The 20,467-nt window shown below is 46.2% G+C and carries 15 protein-coding genes; 6 read left to right on the top strand and 9 right to left on the bottom strand.

The window, feature by feature from the left end; all coding sequences use genetic code 11:
- Positions 1-106: 106 nt before the first annotated feature.
- Together QZ938_RS30395 and QZ938_RS30390 are read right to left on the bottom strand one after the other, a co-directional pair.
- Positions 107-2,008, bottom strand: a complete 1,902-nt coding sequence (locus QZ938_RS30395) for an NACHT domain-containing NTPase (protein ID WP_293355707.1) — start codon at positions 2,006-2,008, stop codon at positions 107-109.
- Positions 1,995-2,246 carry a hypothetical protein gene (locus tag QZ938_RS30390; protein WP_293355710.1) on the bottom strand — a complete coding sequence of 84 codons (252 nt, stop codon included), beginning with the start codon at positions 2,244-2,246 and terminating at the stop codon, positions 1,995-1,997. The genes QZ938_RS30395 and QZ938_RS30390 overlap by 14 nt, the downstream gene beginning before the upstream one ends.
- Before the next feature lie 136 nt (positions 2,247-2,382).
- On the opposite strand from QZ938_RS30390, the gene QZ938_RS30385 reads away from it, so the two are divergent.
- The gene (locus QZ938_RS30385; RefSeq protein ID WP_293355713.1) at positions 2,383-2,739 is read left to right on the top strand and encodes a hypothetical protein; all 357 of its coding nucleotides are present in this window, start codon (positions 2,383-2,385) and stop codon (positions 2,737-2,739) included.
- Positions 2,740-3,143: 404 nt separating this feature from the next.
- On the opposite strand, the gene QZ938_RS30380 is transcribed toward QZ938_RS30385, so the two are convergent.
- Entirely contained in the window at positions 3,144-4,112 is a 969-nt protein-coding gene (locus QZ938_RS30380; protein WP_293355716.1) for a YegS/Rv2252/BmrU family lipid kinase, read from the bottom strand.
- Positions 4,113-4,305: 193 nt separating this feature from the next.
- Positions 4,306-5,862, bottom strand: a complete 1,557-nt coding sequence (locus QZ938_RS30375; RefSeq protein WP_363318919.1) for a metallophosphoesterase — start codon at positions 5,860-5,862, stop codon at positions 4,306-4,308.
- A gap of 646 nt (positions 5,863-6,508) precedes the next feature.
- On the opposite strand from QZ938_RS30375, the gene QZ938_RS30370 reads away from it, so the two are divergent.
- Positions 6,509-7,894 (top strand): hypothetical protein, encoded by a 1,386-nt coding sequence (locus tag QZ938_RS30370; RefSeq protein ID WP_293355722.1) that lies wholly within the window; start codon positions 6,509-6,511, stop codon positions 7,892-7,894.
- Positions 7,895-8,102: 208 nt separating this feature from the next.
- Here QZ938_RS30370 and QZ938_RS30365 read toward each other — a convergent pair whose 3' ends face one another.
- Entirely contained in the window at positions 8,103-8,501 is a 399-nt protein-coding gene (locus QZ938_RS30365) for a DUF4342 domain-containing protein (protein ID WP_293147156.1), read from the bottom strand.
- Between the two features lie 677 nt (positions 8,502-9,178).
- Here QZ938_RS30365 and QZ938_RS30360 point away from each other — a divergent pair.
- Positions 9,179-11,995 (top strand): AAA-like domain-containing protein, encoded by a 2,817-nt coding sequence (locus tag QZ938_RS30360; RefSeq protein WP_293355725.1) that lies wholly within the window; start codon positions 9,179-9,181, stop codon positions 11,993-11,995.
- A gap of 404 nt (positions 11,996-12,399) precedes the next feature.
- A complete protein-coding gene (locus tag QZ938_RS30355; RefSeq protein WP_293355728.1) occupies positions 12,400-13,947 on the top strand; it encodes an ATP-binding protein in 1,548 nt (515 codons plus the stop codon).
- 150 nt (positions 13,948-14,097) lie between these two features.
- On the opposite strand, the gene QZ938_RS30350 is transcribed toward QZ938_RS30355, so the two are convergent.
- The 4 genes from QZ938_RS30350 to QZ938_RS30335 form a co-directional block, all read right to left on the bottom strand.
- Positions 14,098-14,472: a hypothetical protein gene (locus QZ938_RS30350; RefSeq protein ID WP_293147162.1), complete on the bottom strand. Its 375-nt coding sequence runs from the start codon at positions 14,470-14,472 to the stop codon at positions 14,098-14,100.
- A gap of 148 nt (positions 14,473-14,620) precedes the next feature.
- The gene (gene secF, locus QZ938_RS30345; protein ID WP_293332322.1) at positions 14,621-15,589 is read right to left on the bottom strand and encodes a protein translocase subunit SecF; all 969 of its coding nucleotides are present in this window, start codon (positions 15,587-15,589) and stop codon (positions 14,621-14,623) included.
- Between the two features lie 145 nt (positions 15,590-15,734).
- Positions 15,735-17,138: a protein translocase subunit SecD gene (gene secD, locus QZ938_RS30340; protein ID WP_293355731.1), complete on the bottom strand. Its 1,404-nt coding sequence runs from the start codon at positions 17,136-17,138 to the stop codon at positions 15,735-15,737.
- Between the two features lie 133 nt (positions 17,139-17,271).
- Entirely contained in the window at positions 17,272-18,255 is a 984-nt protein-coding gene (locus QZ938_RS30335; RefSeq protein WP_293147168.1) for an alpha-ketoacid dehydrogenase subunit beta, read from the bottom strand.
- Between the two features lie 365 nt (positions 18,256-18,620).
- Here QZ938_RS30335 and QZ938_RS30330 point away from each other — a divergent pair, with 365 nt between their 5' ends.
- Entirely contained in the window at positions 18,621-19,550 is a 930-nt protein-coding gene (locus QZ938_RS30330; protein ID WP_293355734.1) for a type II toxin-antitoxin system HicA family toxin, read from the top strand.
- Positions 19,551-19,833: 283 nt separating this feature from the next.
- Positions 19,834-20,358 carry a Uma2 family endonuclease gene (locus QZ938_RS30325; RefSeq protein WP_293355737.1) on the top strand — a complete coding sequence of 175 codons (525 nt, stop codon included), beginning with the start codon at positions 19,834-19,836 and terminating at the stop codon, positions 20,356-20,358.
- The last annotated feature ends 109 nt before the right edge of the window (positions 20,359-20,467 follow it).

Genomic DNA, 20,467 nt, shown 5'->3' with positions numbered 1-20,467 from the left:
CCGAATTTCTCAACTTGGAGTTATTCCCTCTCTGTCCACTATTATTCGCTCCAAATCTGCTCTTTATCCCTTGGGATTGTCTTGGCAGCCAGATTAACTGCTACCCCTACTTATTGAGCCGATACAAGTAAAGCTTATCTGCTAACGAAGTAAAAGTGCGTTCTGCTTTGATATCTCTCTCTATCTTCCGCCGCACCGCATATAGATAAATCCGCGACATATCCACTGGTTTACCAGCTTCAATATCGGGCAATGCTTCCAAAATTAACTCGGTCATCACCGGGCGACGCGCTAAATCCAGTAGTTGCGGGTTTCCCATCACTTTTTCGACAGTAGTCGCTTCTGTTTGGAATGACAACGTTTGCCGAATTTGCTCGTCGTTAAATTTCTCTAATTCTACTACTTCAAATTGGGGAGTTTCGCCTGTTAAAATAGTTGTTGATGCTTGCAGTTCTGCATTGAACAATGCCCGTCCTTCCTTGCCTTCAGGAAAGTGTTCGGTACGGCAAGTCAGGATGACTTTTGCACCGGGAACCACGGCTTTTGCTAGTTCCCAGAAGTTATTGATGGTTTCTTGCCGATCGCACTTAGCGGCCATTTCATCAAAACCGTCGAAAATCAACAGAAACTTGCCCATCCGATTCAGTTGTTCAAAAGCCGAATAACCCGCTAACGGGATCTCGTGTTTCCGAAAGAAAAACTCGGAGAATAGCGATTCGACACTTACGGCTTTGGCGTAATCTCGCAACGGAATTACTAACGGCAAACGCGGGCGTTCCAAACCGCGCTTTTGAGCTTCTTTGTAGCTTTGCAGCGCCATCCAAGCATAGTGCATCGCAAACCAAGTTTTCCCCGTCCCAAATTCTCCTAAAACTGAAATATGTTCTTTTACTGGGTCATTCAACCACAAATCGATGTAACCTTCGATCCAGCCATCTCGCCCGTCATAATGACTCACGCCTATTTTGCGCTGAGTATCGGGGTCAAATTCTTCTTTCGTACAAGCTAGTGGCACGTATTTCCTATCAATTCCGCGGCTGGTGATTTCAGTTTCCAGCCAATCCAGATAAGCGGTAAAATCAGCATCTTGATCCAGCAATTCATCGAAGGTATAGCAAGCTAGATCGCGATTTTCAGCTTTTTCTACTTCATCCCGCGCGGCGCGACTGATGCGGCGGGCGGTGACTAACCAGCCTTCATCGGTGCGCTGCTTTTCCACCGACTCGCGCAAGGCTAAAATGTCCTTGACTCCGGCTTCTCCGGCAATTCCGCGGACTAAAATGCGATCGTACTTTTTGCGTCTCACCGGAACATCGATAATCCATTCAAAATAGTTATCTTCGCAGATTTGATAGGTTTCAAACTGATAATTTAATGTTTCAAACCAACCGCGTACTTGTTGTGATAAAATAAAAGCTTGAGACTTTTGAATATTGCTTGATGCTGCCGCCGGAAGTGCGGGAACATCTTCGGATTCCAACCGCGCAAATTCGGTGCGAATTCCTTCGAGGGTGGGAAGGCGTTCGATGCGATCCATTACCAGAGATAGGCGTTTTTGCAAAGAGGCGATCGCATTTCCCGTCATCACATCACCCAGTGTCCGCGTCCGCTTGGCTACTTCCATAAACACGGCCGCAAAAGCCATGAATTCCCGCCTGGGGTCAATCCCTAAATCCCGGAGTTCCTGGCCCAAAGCACTTTCGTTGAGAAACTCATCGCCTGCTTGAATTAAAATGGCTGGGCTATCGGACTCGAAGGCTTTGCGAAAAGCTGATTCAATCTCTTTTTGGCGAAATAGTTCTAGAATTTGTTTGGGTTTGCCAGCGCCGTATTCTACTAAAGTATAAACGTAAACTCCGCTAAAATCTGCGGGCGGAGAATCCGGGTCGAGGTTAAATCTTTTTAATAATTTGATGACTGTTTCGTTGCGCTGAAACTTGTCTTTGATGGTGCCGAAGGGAATGGCTGTCAGGAGGCTGATAACTAAGTCGAGACTAATTGGGATCATTTAGGCTTTCCTGTTTTTCCGTGGGATTAACGCTCAAATCTAGAATCGGTAGGCTGTTTCCCTGAAATGCTTTGCGGGCGATCGCACATTGCTCTATTTTTATGTTAACAGGATTTACGCGCTTCAACCAAAGAAACCGGGTTTTTACCGAATCTGTGGGCTGCAACGCGTCTTTTCGTGAAAAACCCGGTTTCTGACCAACCGTTGGCAAGTTATATCCAGTTAATTGACTTAGCATTTTTTTCTCGATTTGACAACTCCAAAACAGAGGAACAGCCGACATATATTGTAGTACAAAAAGCTTTGATATTAGTTGTCGTTTCATCGATTTAAAAGTTAAAATATAGATAACTAACAAATAAATTTTCCTATCTATGAAAATACAATTTTCTGTCTTAGTCCACCTGGGATTTGGCAAATATGTACGCTCCGATCGAGTAACAGCAGTAATCCCAATTGAAGAAGAACGGGGCCCGGGACGGCGTACTTTCGTGCACGTAGACGGCGAAGCAGACCCGATCGTTGCTTCGCGCGCCGAAGATACAATTGTTCGCGATTTGGTGCAGGAACCGCGCGAAATAACTCAAGCCCGCCAGCAACAAGAAATCCTCCAAGATTTGCTGGCAGATTTGAACAATGTTAACGTCACCGTGCGCCGCATCAGTCGCGATGAAGGCGGCCTCGATCTCGAACGTTTGGAGCGCCGGATTCGCCAAATCTTAGAGGCATAAAAAGAAAAGACCGCCCGCGCGGTCTTAAGGTACGTAGTTGCGCTTCAGCGCTCTTTCATATCTAATTAAGAGAGCACTTTCATCGCAACTACATACCTCCAGAATACTGCTTTTTCATATCTAATTAAGAGAGCGCTGAAGCGCAACTACGTACCTCCAGAGAGCGCCCAAGCGCAACTACGTACCTCCAGAGAGCGCCCAAGCGCAACTACGTACCTCCAGAGAGCGCCCAAGCGCAACTACGTACCTCCAGAGAGCGCCCAAGCGCAACTACGTACCTCCAGAGAGCGCCCAAGCGCAACTACGTACCTCCAGAGAGCGCTAAAGCGCAACTACGTACCTCCAGAGAGCGCTAAAGCGCAACAACGTACCTAGCGCTAAAGCGCAACTACGTACCTAAATGTTTAACCTAAGGGTTTCATTGTCACTTCAATGTCAGCTAAACCTGTCAGTTTTTCCACGGGTACATCTTCTTCAACTGGCGGTATGAAAATAGTTAAACCTCCGGGAATACACTCAATTGAAAGCGGAGTCATGCCGACAATTTCTCCATCTACAACCACTTTTTGAGGCGGATCGGCACTGATTTTTACTTTTTTTGCGCGCAAATAACCGATGTCGTCGCGATCGGTAGGATTGCCGCTCAACGCTGTTTGCAAGAGGTGGTAAGAAGCTGCGATCGCCCCTGCTTTATTTTGAGGCGCCACCAGCGTCACGTCCAGCAAGCCGTCATCAAAAATAATCCCGGCGGGGCCTTGAGCTAAAATGGAAGTAGGCGGCGCTGCATTCGCCACTGTCACGGCCACCGCAGTAACGGTGATGATTTTATCTTCGGTTTCGATTTCGGCTTCAAATCTTTCTAAATTGTTTAACTGTTTGATTCCCGAGAGAATGTAGGCCAGCATTCCCCAGCGATTCTTCATTTCGCGATCGGCTAATTCGACAGTTTCCGCCTCAAAACCCACTCCAGCTAACAAAACCATCGGCATTTTACCGTTACACATCCCCGCATCCACCACCCGCGTCAACCCTCCCAAAATAGTTTCGCAGGCTGTGTCAATTGTATTGGGAAGGTCTAAAGCATTAGCAAAAGCATTCGCAGTTCCCCGCGATATAATTCCTAAAGGAATATTTGTGCCCACTATCGCCCCGGCTACCGCTGATAATGTGCCGTCGCCCCCGGAAGCAATAATTTCTTCAACTCCTCTAGCAACTGCTTCGCGGGCGAGTTGATCAGCATCTAATTCTGGCGTTGTCAGTCGAATGTCTAAGTCAATAAACGGCTCTAAAAGTTCCTTAATTCTAGCTAAGTCTTGGTCGGGGTCGCTGTTGCCGGCGACGGGATTAAAGATTAGGCAGGCTGAACGTTTCATAGTTGGTAATGGGTAAGGGGTATATGATATCTGGTAGACTGAAACAGGTTCGATCGTTCGGACTTCAGTCCTTATTTTCCTGAGGACTAAAGTCCCCACTACAAACCTAAAACCAAATAGGTTCGATCGTTCGGACTTTAGTCCTTCTTTTTCTGAGGACTGAAGTCCGAACGATCAAACCTAGAAACGACAGTTAAATCACAAAAGGTTCGATCGCGATTTCCTGCCATTTCCCTTCAAATCGTTCGACAACCAAAGGCCGAACTCTGAACTTGGGGGGAGTCCCGTCAAGAACATCAATCCGCAAACACGAATAAGGACGGCGTTTGTGGGAACCTTCACCGCTGCGCCCGATAAATAGCAAAGATTCCGCTACCCGCCGGCTGGCTGTTTCAGCACCAGCCTCGCGCGCCAACCCATAAGCTTCCGGGCTCGATGCTTCCTGCAATATCGGCCCTTCGACACGCTGACGCCGCAGGCTGTGGCCGCTTCCCCCGCAGACAATCCAATTAATCCCAGAGTCGCCGTGTCCGGTATCCCCAGTCCGCAGGTATTCCAAACAGTGGGCGTGGCCTGTGAGTACCAAATCTACTAGGGGACGCCCCCGCGCTGCTTTCCCAACTGCATCGGCCACCGCATCGAGAACCTCCCGCAATCGCAACCGCACTGCCAAAGTTTGAGCTTGATTCCACTTTGTCGCCTCGGTGACGTAGGGGGGATGGTGCAAGTACATTACCCGCCCCCGCACCTGAGAATCGCCCCAAGACTCAATCAATCGCCTTTTGAGCCATTCGAGTTGTTCAACGTCTGTGGAGGCTGTTCTGTCGGGCGACAGTTGTTTGTCGATATCCATCAGCATTTCGTCAACTTGCTCTAATTTGGCGCGCAAGTCGTCTAGCTGTTCGGCTGCTTCGGGAATTTCCGGGTTGAGCCGATCGGACATTTCGAGCATTTCCAATTTTTCTTGTTCCAACTTTTGCCGATCGAGTTCCAAATTTTGGCGGTGAATGTCGCCCTGTTTGGTTTTCGGGATCGGTAAGGGTTCGTTGAAGGTATTGGAGTCGAGGGCGAAGAAGTCGATACCCCCGCTGCGAAACGTGTAATAGCGGTTGGGTAAGCGGGTAAAGCGTCCGGGTTGGTAGCGGATGCAGCGGCCTGTGCTGGTGCTGGCGGTGTAGTGGGCGTCTAGGTGCCGATCGAGCTCTCCCGGCAATTTGTGAGCTTTCAGGTAGTCGAGAAAAGCTTTGGCGTAGGCATTTCCGATCTCCGAACCGTGCCAGCCGACATCAAGATCCAACTTGGAACCCAACAGCCTCCGCAGCGGCAAAGCTGTCGCCGAGAGAATTCCGTAGAATATGGGCAAGTCGTAGTAGTCGTGGTTTCCCGGTACGGGCAAAAACGGAAAGTTGAACACCATGCGATCGTAAGCAATCCGAGATGGGTGCTCGCCACCGACGATAAACTCTCGGTAGGGGCGAATAAAGTTTTGCAAGTAATATTCGCTGGAACCCACGAGATAAACTACATCGCCCGTATGCAGAGCAAAACGGCAACTTTGTCGTTCCGAGAGCATCAACTCGGCAACCTGCCGCTGCGGGTTGTGGCCGCGGTGGTTGCCCGTGCCGCTGTCGCCTGCGACTAAAAATGAAAACTCTGGAGAGTCTGGAACTCCATCGTCCAAAACCATCTTAGTTTGGTCAATTCCCCGATCAGCGATCGACTTTTCTTCCCACCGCACCCGCTCGTTCATTTTGCGGATTTTGACTGTTATTCGCGGGTCGGACACGAATTTCACGCCACCTAGTCTCCCAAATTGCTCAGTTCCTAGTTAATCTTGCAGCGATCGCACGGGTGTTTACCTCTGTCTAAAAGCTGAACATCGCTCCGGGCTGGCGCGTGCGGGCTACAACCAGGTTTCTGCTTCCCTAGAAGTCGATCGACCCAGATTGAGAAAAACCGCGTTTTTTTGAGATTTAGCGCTCTGGCGGTTGTAAACTCACTATTGTTTAAAAAAAATGCAACTGCTTTTGGTTTGCCGACGATCCAAACCCCGATAGTCATAAGTCATTCCCAATCCTTCATTTTTTCAATTTTTCAATTTTTCAATCCTGCAATTTTTCAATCCAAAATCTAAAATCTCAAATGGTATCCGCTTAAATCTAATGTTATTGATGATACAGAACCTCCTACTTCCCAGAATCGCGGCAAATTTTGAATTTTTAATTCTCTTCTGGCGCTCTCTCCCTCTCTCCCTCTCTTCCCCTCTGGCTTTTACCCCCCGATCTGACTTCTGACAAAAACCAGTTTTGAGTCAGGAGCGATGGCACGATCGCAGCGCGTTTTGATACCATTCAATCAAGCCCAAGACAATCAGGGAATGTAGTGGAGGTGCCTAAATGGAGCTTTTCGGAGAACAAAAACGGTGTCTGGACGCTTTGGTAGCGTCGATCGAGCAATTGGGAGGTCGAGTAGACATTCCGAAGCTGGAGCAGATAGCAGAGCTCATCATTCAAACGATGAGGGGGCCTTGGCGCTACTTTCACACGTCGGAACACATTTTTGAGGTCGGGGGGTCAGTCGATCCGATCGAGGTACTGGCTGCGCTGTTTCACGACCTCGTGTACGTGCAAGTCGATCAGGGTGTAAGTTTCAATATCAGCAGCGCCCTTTGTCCTTTTGTCCAAGAAGTGCGATCGCAGTTAGTGATTAGAGATCGAACCGAACTACCCGACGATGCCATGTATCACCTGGTGGCCTCTGTCTTTGGGTTTGTTCCAGGCAAGATTCTCTCTCCGTTTGCCGGCCAGAACGAATTCTTGAGTGCCGTGATAGCTGCCAAATCTTTGGAGCCTTTTTTGCCAGCAAGTACGATCGCCGAAATTGCCGCTTGCATCGAAGCTACGATTCCTTTTCGTCCGATTTCGGCCAGCGGTTTGAGTGCGATCGAACTTTTGCACCAGCGCTTGGTAAGTGTAAATCGCGATTTGAATTTCGGATGGACTGATGCCGAAACAGCAGAAATTGTCAAGCGTTCGGTCAGGTTAGCCAATCGGGATGTAGAAAATTTTGCCTCTCCAAATTCCTCTAATTTCTTAGACAATACCTGGAACTTGATGCCAGAAACCAACCACGAATTGAGCAATGTCAATTCCTATACCGTGGGCGGATATCGCAAATCTCTACAAAAGATGGAAGGATTTTTAAACTTCCTCAAACCCGAACTGGTTTTTCAGCAATTTATGCAAGAACCGGACAATGAAACCTACGCTCACATGATTGCCCAAACTAGAAAAAATATCGCAGTCGCCAAACTTTATCTGGGTATCAAACTAATTACCATCGCAATTTTAGAAGCTCTTTCCTACCGTTTGGGGCGCGACATTCCGCTTTCGACAATGATGGGAGAATTGCGCGCACCAGGATTTAAAACATCGGTTTTGGAAGATTACTTGCCCAACAGACAAATCGCTTACCCCTTAGAAAGTCAGTTAGAAAAAGAGGTTTTAGATTTGTTAGCAATAGGACGCAATCAAGAATCTCCCTATGATATTAAAAACTCCCCCGTGGCTACGTTTATTATCAAATCTATCGGCTTTGCTGAAACCGAAAACTTTTTGAAGAAAGCTCAAGAGTTTTTTGCAGGTCACATTTCATCGGAAGAGTTTCTGTCTTACTGCTCTCCCGATGTCATCGATACCATCTCCTCCGGGGTTATGAAACTCTTTGACAGCAGGAAGACAGCTTTAGGAACAGTTAAGTTAGCTCACCAAAAAGTTTCTTAGAATATGTTGGCAAAATCAGGACTTACGCACAACATAATTTTGGTAAGGTGCGCTCTGCACCTCGTGAACATTACCGCTATAATTCGACCGTAAAAACACTTTTTGCGTAAGTCCTGATTCACAAAAAGAGGACTAAAGTCCTCACAAAAAACAAGCTTGAGCGCGCGAAATTAACCGGACATTAGCAGTAATCGCGACTGAGTTATTGTTATTCTTTTCTTTCAATTATAATCGTCATGTGAGCGACTAATGCACCGATCGCTCCTACTGCTGCAATCACTGGAAACAAAGTCGCGCTGATGACTCCGCCGACTACTCCCACCGTCAGAGGAACTTCTACTAATATCCGTCCCTCTTCATTTTTGATAATCAGGCGACGGATACTCCCTTCGTGAATCAGCTCTTTAACTTTAGCAACCAAATCGTCGCCGTTAATCTTCAACTCCTCGACGCTAACTTTGTCATTAGTATAAGCAGGGGTTTCTAGAGGAGTAGCGTCAAATTTAACTTCAGTAACTTTTTCGGCAGAAACTTTTCCCGATACAGGTATTGATTCGAGTTCTCTTCCCCCGACTGGTTCTTGTATGCGATCTGTAGGTGTGTCCATTTTTTGTTCTCCTTTTCGGTAAAAGTATTTTTCTATAGAATTATTTAGAAATATAACACGCAACTTTTTGTTCATCAATCATACTTTTGGGTGATATTAAGGCATTTACGGTAAAGGTACGTCGATCGCCTCAGAAACCGGGTTTCTGCGAAGATTTCTGGTAACTCAACGAAAAAAATCCCAGAAACCGGGTTTCTCGCCCCCCATGTATAACCTCAGAAACCGGGTTTCTGCGAAGATTTCTGGTAACTCAACGAAAAAATCGTAGAAACCCGGTTTCTCGCCCCCCATGCGTCTAAGACTGAAACTCTCTCCCCTTGTGCCAATACGCTAACTGTCTACCTCAGAGCCTCCCACCGCCACACCCGTGAAAAACCTCAGATCGAGACAGCCACAGGATTAGAGCTACTTTCACACCTTAGATATTCAGACTCAGCGGATGTAGAGGTTGAAATACTGACATTGTACTGAAAGTGCGATCGCCCCGCCGTGTATAGATTTAACACATCTCGTTCGGCCAACTGCACATGGAAACCCTCCCTTACTTTTCTCCACTATCATTTTTATTCAAATCATTGCCCTCGCCCCACAAAACCCGGCCTCCCGAGGTTCCTCCCATGAACATCTTAGAGTTTCTAATGAGAATTGCTTAAAATAAAGGGGGAGCAGAAGTAATTATGATCGAAATATTATCGAAACCAAACCAATTATCTCAAATTGAAGTTGAGCTTGGCGCAAAGTCGGCTAAAATAGAATTTCTTCCTTCTGCTTCCCCTTTATTTCCCGTGTCCGATTTGGCAGCGACAGAATTTGCATATCAAGTTGGTGGCAGTTTGCAGGCGAATGCTCTTACCTACGTCACCAGAGCAGCAGATAGCGAACTTTACGACTCGTTAAAAGCAGGTGATTTTTGCTACGTGCTCACCTCCCGACAAATGGGAAAATCGAGTCTGCGAGTGCAAACAGCGCGCCGCTTGCAAGCAGAAAATATTGCCTGCGGAATGGTTGACATCACAGGAATTGGCACGGCTCAAATAACTCCCGTCCAGTGGTACGCGGGTTTTACAGCCACTCTCGCCAATAGCTTTAAAATTAAAATGAATGTCAAGACTTGGTGGCGCGATCGAGAAGACTTGCCGCCAGCAGTCAGATTAAATGAATTTATAGAAGAAGTATTGCTTCCTGCGAGCGATCGCAATATCGTAATTTTTATCGACGAAATTGACAGCATTCTCTCCCTGAACTTCTCCAGCGACGACTTTTTTGCCTGGGTGCGGGGCTGCTACAACAAACGCGCCGAAAATCCAGAATACAACCGCCTGACTTTTGCCTTATTTGGAGTTGCTACTCCTCAAGATTTGATCTCTGACAAAACCAGAACTCCGTTTAATATCGGCCGCGCCATTGAACTCAAAGGATTCGATATTGCCGAAACCACACCTTTAGTCAGAGGATGGCCAGAAAAAATCGATAATTCCCACGAAATTCTCAAAGAAATCTTAGCTTGGACTGGAGGACAGCCATTCCTTACTCAAAAACTTTGTCAATTAACTGCCCAGAAGTTAGCAGCAGAAACCAGCCGCGATTGCCATAGCCCAAGCAACTGTCAATTATTCATTGCCGAATTAGTGCAGTCTAGCACCGTAGAAAACTGGGAATTTCAAGACGAACCCGAACATCTCAAGACAATTCGCGATCGCCTCCTGAGAAATCCCCAGCGCACCGGCCGTTTGCTGGGACTTTACCAACAAATTTTAGCAGATATGACTCTGCCAAACGGCGCAGAAAATACAGCAGAAGAGTCGATATCTCAATACGATCTAGCTAAGTACAGTTCCGAAAAAATGGAACTTTTACTGTCAGGTTTAATCATCCAAGATGGAGGAAAGCTGAGAGTTTACAACCGAATTTATGCGTCTATTTTTAATCGGGAATGGATACAGCAAGAATTAGCAAAGCTCCTGCCTTACTCCCAGTCGATCTGCGCTTGGGAAGCCTCCAACCACACAGACGCTTCCCGCTTGCTGCAAGGCAGAGCTCTTGCAGAAGCCTTAATCTGGGCGGCTGACAAAAGTTTGAGCGATCGCGATTATCAATTCCTCTCGGCTAGCCAAGAACAAGAAAATCTGGAAGTTCAAAGAGCTTTGGAACTAGAAAAAGCAACTTCGCAAATATTAACCGAAGCAAATTTAGTTTTGACTAAAGCTCAGCAAAAAGCCAAGCGAACAGTCCAATTTAGTTTGTTTGCACTCGCTGTAATTTCTGCTATCTCTGGTAGCGTGCTCGTGCAGGTGCAGCGAGTAGCCCAGAAAGCTGAAAATCAAAAAAAACAAGCAATAATTACCCACATAGAAGCACTCAATTCTACCGCCGATATTTCCCTAAGCTACGATCAGCTAGGAGCTTTAATCGCAGCAGTCAGCGCTGGCAAAAAAATGCGAGAGATAGAAGTTTCCCCAACGCTGAAAGCACAGACACTAAATATACTGCACCGAACGGTAAATGCAGTTAGAGAACGCAATCGTTTGCTTAAGGGACACACGGCTAATTTCAGCCCGGATGGCAAGTTGATTGTGAGTGCGACTGACGAATTGTTGGTGAATTTCTTTCAGCCTAACGGTAAGTTAATTTTGAGTTTCCCTGGACACACCGAGTCAATTACTGAGGTAGTTTTTAGTCCTGACAGTCAGTTAGTTGCTTCTACAAGTTTTGACAAAACAGTCAGGATTTGGCGCCGCGACGGGACTTTGCAGCAAGTTTTAAAAGGACATCAAGATTTAGTTTGGAGTGCAAGTTTTAGCCATAATTCTCAACTAATTGCTACTGCAAGTTCTGATAAAACTATTAAAATTTGGAGTACAGGCGGGGTTTTGCTGCATACTTTAAAAGGACATACTAGACCCGTTACATCAGTTAGGTTCAGTCCCGACGGTAATATGTTGGCTTCAACCAGTCAAGATCGAACTGTCAAACTTTGGAAACGCACTGGAAAAACACTGTTTCGACTTGAGAAAACTCTTTTGGGACACAAAGATGAAGTCTGGGGCTGCAATTTCTCGTCAGACGGTAAGATGATTGCTTCAGCTAGTCACGATTGGAAGGTGAAAGTTTGGAATACTGACGGCAAGTTGCTCCAAACTCTCGATTCTACAGCAGCTTTGGGTAATGTCAGTTGGAGTGCAGACAGCAAGTTGCTTGCAGGGGGCGGCACTGACGGCAAGGTGAGACTTTGGCGCCGCGACGGGACTTTGCTGCAAACTTTTAGGGCACATCAAGCGGATGTGTGGAGTGTGAGTTTTAGTGCCGATCGCCAAACTTTAGCATCTGCCGGGAAAGATGGGTCGGTGAAGCTTTGGAGTCTCGATCCTGCTAAAGTAGAAGGTGCCGAACTTGACACATTGCTCGCCGTCGGCTGTCGCTGGCTCGGAGACTACCTGCAATACAATCCGGGTGTTGAGAGCGATCGGCATTTGTGCGAAAAAACTGATAATTGACATTTTGTGCCAATTAGCAGAAACAGGTTGCGGTTGAATTGTCACGGCTGGCGATCGGCTCCAGATTGGTCACTACTCTTTTCTGGATTGTCATATAATTTTAGGTAAGGGGTAATAGCAAATGTCCTCGCCCAGATCGCGGATGTCTATCAATCTGAACCAAATTCATGTTATGAAACATTCAAGCTAGTGATAAGTGCTAGATTCTGGTTAGGAGAATTTGGGACAGATTAAACTTACTAAGTAGTCAGGTTGCAAAGGTATCTACTGTTAAATTAATCTAACCGGCTATATTGTTTCGGGTGAAAACAGCACGATTTAAGAAAAAAATCATGCTGAATTAACTCGATTGGAGCGAGTCGAATAGAGTTGATTGCCAAGCTATCAAAAGAGTAGAGAAAGCAGTGCAAATAGTACGCAATACTCCAGCAGCCAACAGCAACTGCCAATTACCAAAGGAGGGAGCAGTGTATGAAACTGATGGGGTGAGTCCCCTGAAATCGCCGCTCGGTTTGCGATCGACTCTAGAGGAATTAACCCTGTACAACTTTCTCCTGGAGTCAGAGTGTCAGGGTGGCGAAGTTACTAAAATTTTTCAATCTAATCCTTTACTTCCCGGCATCATCATTACTGAGAAAGGAAAGTTTGCAGGGATGATTTCGCGCCGGCGTTTTTTTGAACACATGAGTCGCCCCTACAGCTTGGAGTTATTTTCTCAACAGCCTTTGTTCATCCTGTACCGCTTTACTAAAACTGATATCTTGGTTCTCGATCGCAAAACCTCTATTATGAAGGCAGTGCGGCAGTCTCTAGAGCGATCGCCCGAACTAATCCACGAACCCATTGTAGTACAGGTAGAGCCGGACAACTATCAACTTTTAGACGTTCACCAACTACTGCTTTCTCAGTTGCAAATTCACGAGTTAGCAACCGTGGCGATGCGGGAATCCCAAGCACAACTGAGACATCAAGCCCAACAGCTCGAACTTGCCCTCCTGGAACTTCAGCGCACTCAAACTCAACTAATTCAAACAGAGAAAATGTCTTCTTTGGGGCAGTTAGTAGCAGGAGTTGCTCACGAAATCAACAATCCCATCGGCTTTATCTACAGCAATTTGCACCATGCTAAAGAGTATACCGAAGGTTTAATGCGGATGCTTTCTCTGTACCGGCAGCACTGTCCCGAATCTATCCCAGAAATTGAAGCGGAATCAGAAAACATCGAACTCGATTATTTGCTGGAAGACTTACCCAAAGTGTTTGATTCGATGCAGCAAGGTGCAGAAAGGGTGCGCGATATCGTTTTGTCGCTGCGGAATTTTTGCAGGTTAGACGAAGCCCAAATGAAGCAGGTCAACATTCACGACGGTATCAACAACACAATTATGCTTTTGCAAAGCCAGCTTAAAGGGAAACCAGGGCAGGAGGCGATCGCAATTCACAAAGAATACAGCGACTTGCCGCTGGTGCAGTGCTATCCCGGACAGCTAAATCAGGTATTTATGAATATTTTGGTTAATGCCATTTACGCTCTTGTTGAGTGGAAAAAAACTGACAATGTCGATGGAAAAACCCCGAACAATTTGCAAGCAGGCGATCGAAATAATTCCCGTGCAAACACTCAATCTTCAATTTCTCATTCTAGCCATCTGATGCCTGCGATTCTGATTCGGACGGAGTTAATCGAGGGCAAAAAGGTAATAATTAAGATTTCTGACAACGGCCCGGGGATGACAGAAGATGTTCGGAAGCGGTTGTTTGACCCTTTCTTTACCACCAAGCCTGTGGGCAAAGGAACGGGGTTGGGATTGTCAATTAGCTATGAAATTGTTGTCAACCAGCACGGTGGCGAGTTGAAGTGCTTTTCCGAACCGGAAAAAGGAACTGAATTTGCGATCGAGATTCCACTTCAACAGTTTTCCCCAGCACATATATTACCTCGCTTTGCCTGATGACAGTTGACAGTTGACAGTTGACAGTTGACAGTTGACAGTTGACAGTTAACTACTGACTAATGACCAATGACTAATGACCAATGACTAATGACCAATGACTAATGACCAATGACTAATGACTAATAACAACTAACAACTAACAATTGACTACTGACTACCTTTGCAAACCCACTTCCACAAAACATGACTCGGCCCCTGTTGCCGAATGCGGCGCACTTGTTGTTCCAAACCCTGTTTTTCGCGCTCTTGCAATCCTCGCACATTGCGACTTTGCCTGAGCACTACTAAAGTCATCCCCAAGCACAAAACCAAACCGAGAGCTGACCAGCGGTGAAAATATAAACCGTAGCGCACCGCCGCCCAGGTGAAGTGCTCTAACCACAAAGCGATTTCGCGGCGCAAACCCCAAATACTCAAAGAACCGACGCTAATCCACAGCAATATCACAGTTAACCAGCGGCCGTAAACTGTTAGTTTGTGAAGCCTTTGGACTTCTATTTGAAAATTTGGGTCATTGGTCATTAATTATTGGTTATTAGTTATTGGTTATTGGTTATTGGTTATTGGTTATATCATATCCGGTTTATCGACCACAATAAAATTGGTTTGTAGTGAGGACTTTAGTCCTCAGATGTTGGAGGACTAAAGTCCTCACTACAAACACCTTCGATTAAACTTCTTCTGAGGGGTTAATTCCTTCTGCGGGGACGGCGATGGATTTGCCTGTACGACTGCGCCACCAAGCTAGCAGGGTGCTGGCAATGAAAATACTGGAATACGCACCAGCAATAAAGCCGACAATCAAGGCTAAAGCAAAGTATTTGAGAGTTTCGCCACCAAACAAAAAGATGGAAAACAAGGTCAGCAGCGTCGTCATGGTCGTGTTAATTGACCTTCCCAGGGTCTGCATGACGGCATCATCGACAATTTGATCGATCGACTGTCCGGGATTTAGCTTGATTACTTCTCGCACGCGATCGTAAATTACCACTGTATCGTTAACAGAAAAACCGATAATTGTCAAGAGCGCAACCACAAATAAACTGTCAACTTCCACTCCTATAGCCAAACCCAACATTGAGAAAATGCCCAGCGTAATTAAGACATCGTGAAACAAAGCAACGAAAGCAAAAAAGGCATAATCTAACTGAAATCGAAACGTCAGATAAATAGTAATACCAGCAAAGGAAAGGAACAAAGCTAGCAAACCGGAAGTAAATAACTGTTTGCCGAGAGTAGGGCCAACCGTATCAATTTGAATAGATTGAGGAGCAAAAGCGCCTATTTTCTCGCTCAAAGCTGTTTGCAACTTAGTCCGCTGTTCGACATCCAAAGTTTTAGTCCGCAGGGACAAACCGCGCTGTTCTTGGCCGATAACTTGAATGCTGCTGCCGGCCAAACCTTGGGTGTCGAGGACTTGGCGGACAGTGGCAATATCTATGGGTTTACAATTTTCCGGTTTCGTGCAGTCGAGTTCAAATTGCAGCCGAGTGCCGCCGATAAAGTCTAAACTGGGGCGCAGCGGTGCGCGGATGTCGGGACGAGTCCAAGAAATCGCCATCGACACTATACCTGCAAGGATTATAGCGGCGGAAATACTCCACCAGATCGATCGCTGTTTGATAACACTGAATTGCATAATTTGAAGGAAGAGGGAAGAGGGAAGAGGAAAGAGGGAAGAGGGAAGAGGTTACTGGTTACTGGTTACTGGTTATTGGTTATTGGTTATTGGTCGCAGTTAACAAATAACAAATAACAAATAACAAATAACTAACGATTAGCTATTAACTATTAGCAGTTTTCGACAAACCGGGACAAAACCACTCGGGTTTGCGTAATTTGGGAAAGCCCAACACTACCAACATTAGAGTGCGGCTGCAAGTAAGAGCAGTAAACATACTCACTGCGACGCCCAAGGCCAGCGTTACAGCAAACCCTTTGACTAAACCAGCCCCCAACCAGAACAAAGCAGCACAAGCAATCAGTGTAGTTACGTTGCCGTCTAAAATGCTGGAAAAAGCGCGGTAAAAACCTGATTCTACCGATCGATAAAGCGTCTTCCCCGATCGCAACTCTTCCCGCGTGCGCTCAAAAATCAGCACGTTAGCATCCACAGCCATCCCGATGCTGAGCACAAAACCCGCAATTCCCGGCAGCGTTAAAGTTACTCCCAACAGCACGAAAGCGGCCCAAGTTAACAGAGCATAAATTAACAGAGCAATATCTGCAATAACCCCAGGCAGTCGGTAGTACGCCACCATGAAAATCAAGACTAAAACCAAGCCGCCGATACCTGCATTAATACTGCTTTGAATGCTGTCTCGTCCCAAGCTTGCACCGATTGTGCGGTTCTCTACAATTTCGACAGGCACTGGTAAAGCACCACCCCGCAATTGCACTCCTAAATCGTTAGCTTCTTGTGCTGTAAATCGACCTTGAATTACAGCGTTGCCACCAGTAATTCCTGTCTGGGCAAATTCAACGCCTACAACAGGAGAACTGATCATTCTGTCGTCTAGAAAAATGCCGAGAGTCCGTCCCGTGCCGGCTAAGTTTTTAGTGAGTTCGGCAAAGAGTTCGCCTCCTTTGGTGTCGAAATTGAGTGCGACATTCCAGTCGTTACCACCAGTGGGTTGAGCTTGAGCATCTTTGAGGTTGGCGCCACCGAGTTCGCTGCTTTTGTAGAGTTTGGCGATCGCTTCATTGCTTCTTTTCAAAGCAGCCTGATTTTCTTGAATTGCGGCCTCATTTTTGCTGTTTTTGCTAGTTCTCAATGCTGTTTGCTTTGCCAGCAATTCCTGCTGCAACTGCCTTTCAATACCTAATTGCGCTTCTGTTCCCGGCAGTTGTTCCCGAAATTCTAGCTTTGCAGTGCCGCCCAAAACTCGTTCTGCTTGCTGCGGGTCATTGACTCCAGGTAATTGTACGAGAATTTGGTCTTCTCCTACTGTTTGCACTAATGCTTCGGAAACGCCCAAACCGTTGACGCGGTTTTCGACAATCCGCCGCACTGCTTCTAACATTCCTGGGTCAATTTTCGGGATATCTTTGGTAGTTTTTACCTGAATTGTGAGTTGTGACCCTCCTTGCAAGTCTAATCCCAGCCGCGTCGGAATTGTTGCTATCACAGTAATAGCGGCTACGATCAAAACAAAAATTATGGCTAATAATGAACGTTGTTTTTGCATACTTAATTATTGGTTATTAGTTATTGGTTATTAGTTATTAGTTATTAGTTATTGGTTATTGGTTCGTTCCGATGTTTTTTCGGTCTTTAAATAACAAATAACAAACAACAAATTACCAATAACCAATCACTATTTATACTCGCAAACCTACCATTTTTTGGACGGCTTCGACTATTTGATTGGGCTGGACAATTGTCAGTCTTTCCAAATTACCGTTGTAAGGCGTGGGAATATCTTGTGAAGAGAGGCGCAAAACTGGTGCGTCGAGTTCGTCAAAAAATCGATCGCTAATCGAAGCAATTAGTTCGGCACCGATGCCTCCGGTTTTCATGCACTCCTCTACAATGATTACTTTGTGAGTTTTGCGAATAGATTCGCCGATGGTTTCCATGTCGAGGGGTTTGAGAGAAATTAGGTCGATTATTTCGGGATCTAAACCTTCTTTCATGAGTGCCGGCAAGGCTTGCAGGACGTGGTGGCGCATCCGCGAATATGTCAAGATAGTGACATCTTTGCCCGATCGCACAATTTCCGCTTTATCTAACGGCACTAAATATTCTGTGTCTGGCAAATTTTCCTTAAGGTTGTAAAGCAAAACGTGCTCGAAAAACAGTACCGGGTTATCATCGCGGATTGCTGATTTTAAGAGTCCTTTGGCGTTGTAGGGAGTCGAACAGGCGACAATTTTCAAACCCGGTACTGCTTGGAAATATGCTTCTAACCGCTGGGAGTGTTCGGCGCCGAGTTGTCTGCCCACGCCACCTGGGCCGCGAATTACCATCGGCATTTTGAAGTTGCCGCCGGAGGTGTAGCGCAGCATTCCGGCGTTGTTGGAGATTTGGTTGAAAGCGAGAAGCAAAAAGCCCATGTTCATGCCTTCGATGATCGGCCGCAATCCCGTCATTGCTGCGCCGACTGCCATGCCTGTAAAGCTATTTTCGGCGATCGGGGTATCCAGGACTCGGAGCTCGCCATATTTGTCGTAGAGGTCTTTGGTGACTTTATAGGAACCACCGTATTGACCTACGTCTTCGCCGAGTACGAATACAGAGGAGTCGCGGGCCATTTCTTCGTCTAACGCCTCGCGGAGGGCGTTGAACAATAAGGTTTCTGCCATAGGAGGTAATGATTGCAGGAGGGTTAGATTAGAATATTAACCTTTTGCGGGTGTCGATGAGGAGGCGATCGTACATTTGACAGTTAAGACTGGAGATTTTGCCAAGACATATCATAACATTTGTATTATGTCAATCAATATTTATGTAACCCAACCTTAGCTGTATGGTGTGTGGCGATCGACAATCCTCAAGAAAAAGCGACAATCTAGTAGCGACGCACCCTACGAATACGAGTAATAAATATTTAAGCCAGCGAAGCTTAGTATCGTTACTATCCGTGTCGTGCTGTTGTTCTGTTTTCTCTCTTTTGCGTAAAGGCCGATCGAATTGCGACAATTATGAGCAGTATAGAGATTTTAATGCCATGGCAGACCCCGAACATCAACCGAGAGAATACGATGCCGTCAAAGGCGGTCAAAATCAACCTCCCATAGGTGCAGCAGTCTTAGGAGGAATTCCCGGCGTGAAAAGTCGCTTAGCTTCCCACATACTCTCCGTCAGAATCGCCGCACTTTCTGAAGCGTTGAAATATGGAGATGCAGGGTTAGATTTAGTTGTGGCTGCATTGCAGGATGAATCAATGCAAACAAGTTGGTTTTTGCACAGCATTACTGACAGTCATCATATCTATAAAAATCTGAAATTCAAACAAGTTTTGTCAATTCCCGCTCATCGCGATCGCGATTGGAAATATGGAACTTTGAGAGCATTGATGATGAAAATAGCCCAGCAATCTGCGGATGTTGCTGCGGATTTTTCTCGCACTAACAATCCCAATGGTGTTTGGAGTTACGGGTGGGCGCTAAATTTGCGATCGCCTTTTGTCCTCAGCAGCACTCCCAGAGTCCGGGAAGGGCTAGACTCCTGGTGGGGTAACTGTGCTCCTGATGGCAACCCTGGTGTCTATTACAACGCGACTGGTAGCGCGATCGTACTGGGCGCCACAACCCGCTTTGAACCCGGCCAATTAGCTTTACATCCAGGGCCTAATGGTGAGTATGGCTTAGTGCGCTGGACTGCGCCGGAAACTGGTAATATCTCGATCGCCTCCATATTCACTGGTCTAAATTTTGTCGGGCCAACCACAACCGATGTCCACATTCTCCACAATAATCTGTCTATCTTCGACAACTTTGTTGAGGGCTTTGGTGAGGATAGTGGTGTGCGGTGCGATCGCAATTTGGCGGTAATTAAGGGCGATACGATCGATTTTGCTGTCGGCTTCGGAAGGAACCAGAATTACTATCATGACACTACCGGACTCGCGGCGGCGATCGCACTGACTAAGCCTTAGCGATGGGGATTTGATGTTGGATGATACGCCTCTCCAGAGGGCTCGCATCCCAACAACTTACCTGAAAGTTAGCTGTAGTGTGCGTCGCGATCGACAATCCTCAAAAAAAAGCGACAATCTAGTAGCGACGCACCTGCGATCGCAAGACTCGTGGAAACAAACCTATATGTAAGGTGCATCGCCACTCGAAAAGTCGATATAATTTAGAGATTTAAAATGGCGACGCACCTACGAATACTAAGCTTTTGTCGCATTATATGCCGTTTAATAGTAGAGGAATATTATGTTCCAGATAAAAACTGAACTAACTCTGGAAGAGTTTCTCAGTCTCCCCGAAGGAGAAGGAGATATTACCTACGAACTTGTTGACAATCAAGCAGTACCGAAGATGTCACCGAAAAAATTTCATTCTCGCCTCACCAGAAGCCTGATAAAAATCCTCGAACAGTGGGGTGAAGAACGGGGAGAAATCGGTGTAGAATGGGCGGTTAAATTAACCAGAATGGGGCAAGATTGGGTTCCAGTCCCAGACCTTTTATATGTTTCTTACGAACGCTTATCTCCAGACTGGAACCAAGATGAAGCCTGTCCTGTCGTCCCGGAATTAGTCATAGAAATCATTTCACCCGAACAAACTTTTGGTCAGTTAGCTGCGAAAGCCAGAAATTATTTAGATGCTAAGGTTTTGCGGGTTTGGGTGGTGGATAGTAAGGCCAGAAGCATTACAGTTTTTTATCCGGATGCAGCACCGCAGACTTATATGGGAGATACTCTATTAAAAGATCCACTTTTTGTATCCGCTCAATAATTCGGGGTAGGAGAGAAAAAAGTAAGCAGAGTAAAAAAAGTGTTATAAAATAGGATACATGACGCCAAAGACTATTTCACAAGACAAATCATCCTACAATATACTACTG

Source organism: Microcoleus sp. CAWBG27 (assembly GCF_020883145.1).
Taxonomy (GTDB): domain Bacteria; phylum Cyanobacteriota; class Cyanobacteriia; order Cyanobacteriales; family Microcoleaceae; genus Microcoleus.
Note: the sequence above shows the minus strand (reverse complement) of the source record. Positions and strands in the feature narration are given on the sequence as shown.